At 45.3% G+C, this 3,038-nt stretch carries 2 protein-coding genes; both read left to right on the top strand.

The features are described 5' to 3' along the window. Positions 1-359 precede the first annotated feature (359 nt). The gene (locus DQG23_RS41575) at positions 360-947 is read left to right on the top strand and encodes a TetR/AcrR family transcriptional regulator (protein ID WP_272949098.1); all 588 of its coding nucleotides are present in this window, start codon (positions 360-362) and stop codon (positions 945-947) included. Positions 948-1,017: 70 nt separating this feature from the next. Beyond that, complete coding sequence (locus tag DQG23_RS41570) at positions 1,018-2,859, top strand: alpha/beta fold hydrolase (protein WP_238178272.1); 1,842 nt, start codon at positions 1,018-1,020, stop codon at positions 2,857-2,859. Positions 2,860-3,038: the final 179 nt, after the last annotated feature.

Raw genomic sequence — 3,038 nt, 5'->3', positions numbered from 1 at the left:
GGCTCCACCAATATAAAATGTTAATCCACCTGAAAAGGTGGATTTTTTATATTGGTGGAGCCTAGGGCAGGGAGAACCCCGAGTGGGTTCAGCCCGCGCGCAGGATCGTCAGCGACGAGCACGGCGTTTCAATCTACCGCTAAGGTTGTCCTCGTCGAATAGGCTTCGTCAGCAAGTTCAATCAGGAGATTGAAACATCCCTTTGGCTCCACCATACATAAACTTCAAACACGCCAATCCGGCGTGTTTTTTGATTTGGCAATGTTGTTGGCGAAAGAGCGAACCCCATAATGTTCGAGCATCATTTCCAATCACATCCAGGGTTTGACATACATATTATAGTACTGTATAGTAGTAATATGACAAACAAAAGATCAAGCATTTCAAACAAAGATATCGTCCTGCAGACCGCATCGACCTTATTTCTAACAAAAGGGTTTCAAGTGACAAGCATGGACGAAATTGTTGCCCTCAGCAAAGTTTCAAAAACCAACATTTATTACCACTATAAAAGTAAGGAGGAGCTTTTGTTAGCAATTGTCGACCAATTGATCTCTCGGTATGAAGAACGAATATCCCGTACCTTGACGCAAGACATGTCCATTCCTGCAAAAATGGAGCGATTATTTCGAATCCTTACGGAGGATAATGAACAAATCGATTATGTTGGTGGATGTCCGTTCCTGACACTTTATACGCAGACTTCCCATTCCTCTTCGGAAGCGAGAGCTAAAATAAAAGCATTTTTCGATAAACAACTACAAGTTGTTGAGAAGCTGCTGGAAGAAGGCGTGGAAAAGAAAGAATTGAGCCGGAATCTGCCCGTCCATGAGACAGCGGCATTGATTGTCACCTCCATCGAAGGAGCTCTATTCCTAACCAAGGCCACCAACAATCCAATGCTAGCTCAGAATCTTATTCAAGCTTTTGCTTCGATGCTTAAGTGATTAGTTACTTAAGTCTTTTTTTTTGCACCGACTAGCACTATTCAGTACTATTAAATGAATCGAAAGGCAGATGATTCAATTGAAAATATTCCTGACTGGCGGGACGGGTTATATCGGTAGCCATATTCTTGCCGAGTTAATATCCAAACATCACGACATTATTGTACTCGTGCGAAGTCTTGATCGCTTTCAACATACCCTCGGGCGGTTACATTTGCTTGAGGCGCAACACGTTACTGCAGTAATAGGAGATTTGTCGAAACCGAAATTAGGGCTATCCGCGAACGATTACAAACGAATACAAAATTCCGATATCATCGTTCATGCGGGCGGTCCCATGAATATTGAGTTAAGCCAGACTGAGGCAGAGCAAGCTTTTCTTAATCCTGCCATCGAATTGGCCGAACTTTCCGAAAAAATCCATATGAAGAAAGGATTGAAGCAATTCATTCATGTTGTTGGCTATATGAGTCCATATAACGAGCAAAATGCTATTCACAATCTGGATGCCGTTCTTGAGAAAGCTCCCCCGTATGAGAAGATGAAATTTCAAGCGGACTCCTATATACGAAAAGCACTAAAACCGTTAGGCATTCCGCTGTCCACGGTTAATCCCAGTACCGTCATCGGCCATTCTTACTCGGGAATTACGGAGCAGATTGGCGGTCTTAGTATACTGGTAGATTCTGTGAGAAGGAATCTTATGCCACTCGTTCCAGGAGGCAAGGACTACTGGCTGCCGATGGTACATATTGATCATGTCGCATCATTCATTGTTAACTTAGTGCAAACAAAGGAGCTTACGAGTAATACGTATTTTTTATTGGATCCCAAGCAGGATAGTCCGTCGATCCGTTCATTGATCAGGCAAATTGCGATAGAGATGCGAGCGGCGCCGCCTTTCGGCACAATTCCGCTTGCTTTGTTGAAGTCTTTATTAAGACTTGGCATCGGCAAGCGATTGGGAATTCCCAAAGAATCGATGAATTTTCTCGTGAAATCGGAATTCCCGGTTACCTCGAAGTTTGAACTTGAGCGCAAGAACGGGGTACGGACATCCGTTGTTCCGACCACGCTTCCCTACGTAATCGCCGATCTTGATTTCCGGTTAAGCCACCCCTCATCCGAGCACCGCGAAGGGTTCGTGCAATGCAGAAGATCCAAGCTGATTTCGTTGGAAAAAGAGAATCACGGTACACCGGTTATTTTTCTGCACGGAACATTCAGCGGGGCCGATTGTTTCGTTCCATTAGCGAAACAATTGAATGATGTCAATACTTGGCTGGTGGACCTTCCCGGATTCGGTCATTCACCGCGTCATCATCATCCTTCTCTGATGGACGGCTATGTAGAGGCTGTGATCGAAATGATTCACGAGCTGAATCGCCCTGTTATTTTGATTGGTCATTCGTTCGGCGGACTTATCGCTGCTAAGGTCATGGAAAGAATTGAGCAGCAGATCAGGCAACTCTTGCTATTGCAGCCCGTACTGCATCCCATTCATGCCAAATATAAATATGCAGGTGTTACCAGGTCGATTATGAAACTTATATCTCGCTCCGCGTTCAGAAAAACACTGCTGAAAGCCAATGACTTTATCGCGGACAGCGAACGACTGGATCACTACTCGAACTACGTCATTCATGATCTGCAGTCGGCCCGCATTCGTTCTACCAACGCAATGGTCATGTCAGCGTTAACGCAAGTCCAGTCTTTCCAGCTAAAACCTGAATTATGGAACGCCCAAAAAGTACGAATCCATTGGGGTGACCGGGATGCAGCACATCATATTCCGGAACGATTCAAGCACATCGATACAACCTTCATCCCCTATGGTCATCAATACCCTTTGGAAGCTCCGCATCAGGTGGCTGAGTGGCTTCGTCAAGTTTTGGATCTTGAGTTGTCATAGAAGCATATTCTTCGGATGGCCATTCAATATGTCAAGTATAAATTCCATTGAAATTTGGGGCAGTGAAACCGACCAATGCGGGAGTGCGCATCGCTGGCAGCGATGAGGTCAGGGGTTCGTCCCGCGCGGACGGAGCGATCGAAAGAACATCATTGATATACATCGAGTGGAGGAGCACG

The sequence above is a fragment of the Paenibacillus contaminans genome, assembly GCF_003285015.1.
Lineage (GTDB): Bacteria > Bacillota > Bacilli > Paenibacillales > NBRC-103111 > Paenibacillus_V > Paenibacillus_V contaminans.
The sequence above is the reverse complement of the archived record's forward strand: the minus strand, read 5'-3'. Positions and strand labels throughout refer to the sequence as shown.

Bases quoted from the DNA above. Each gene is read 5' to 3' on its own strand.
- DQG23_RS41575 (WP_272949098.1), top strand. From the start codon at position 360: ATGACAAACAAAAGATCAAGCATTTCAAACAAAGATATCGTCCTGCAG.
- DQG23_RS41570 (WP_238178272.1), top strand. From the start codon at position 1,018: ATGATTCAATTGAAAATATTCCTGACTGGCGGGACGGGTTATATCGGT.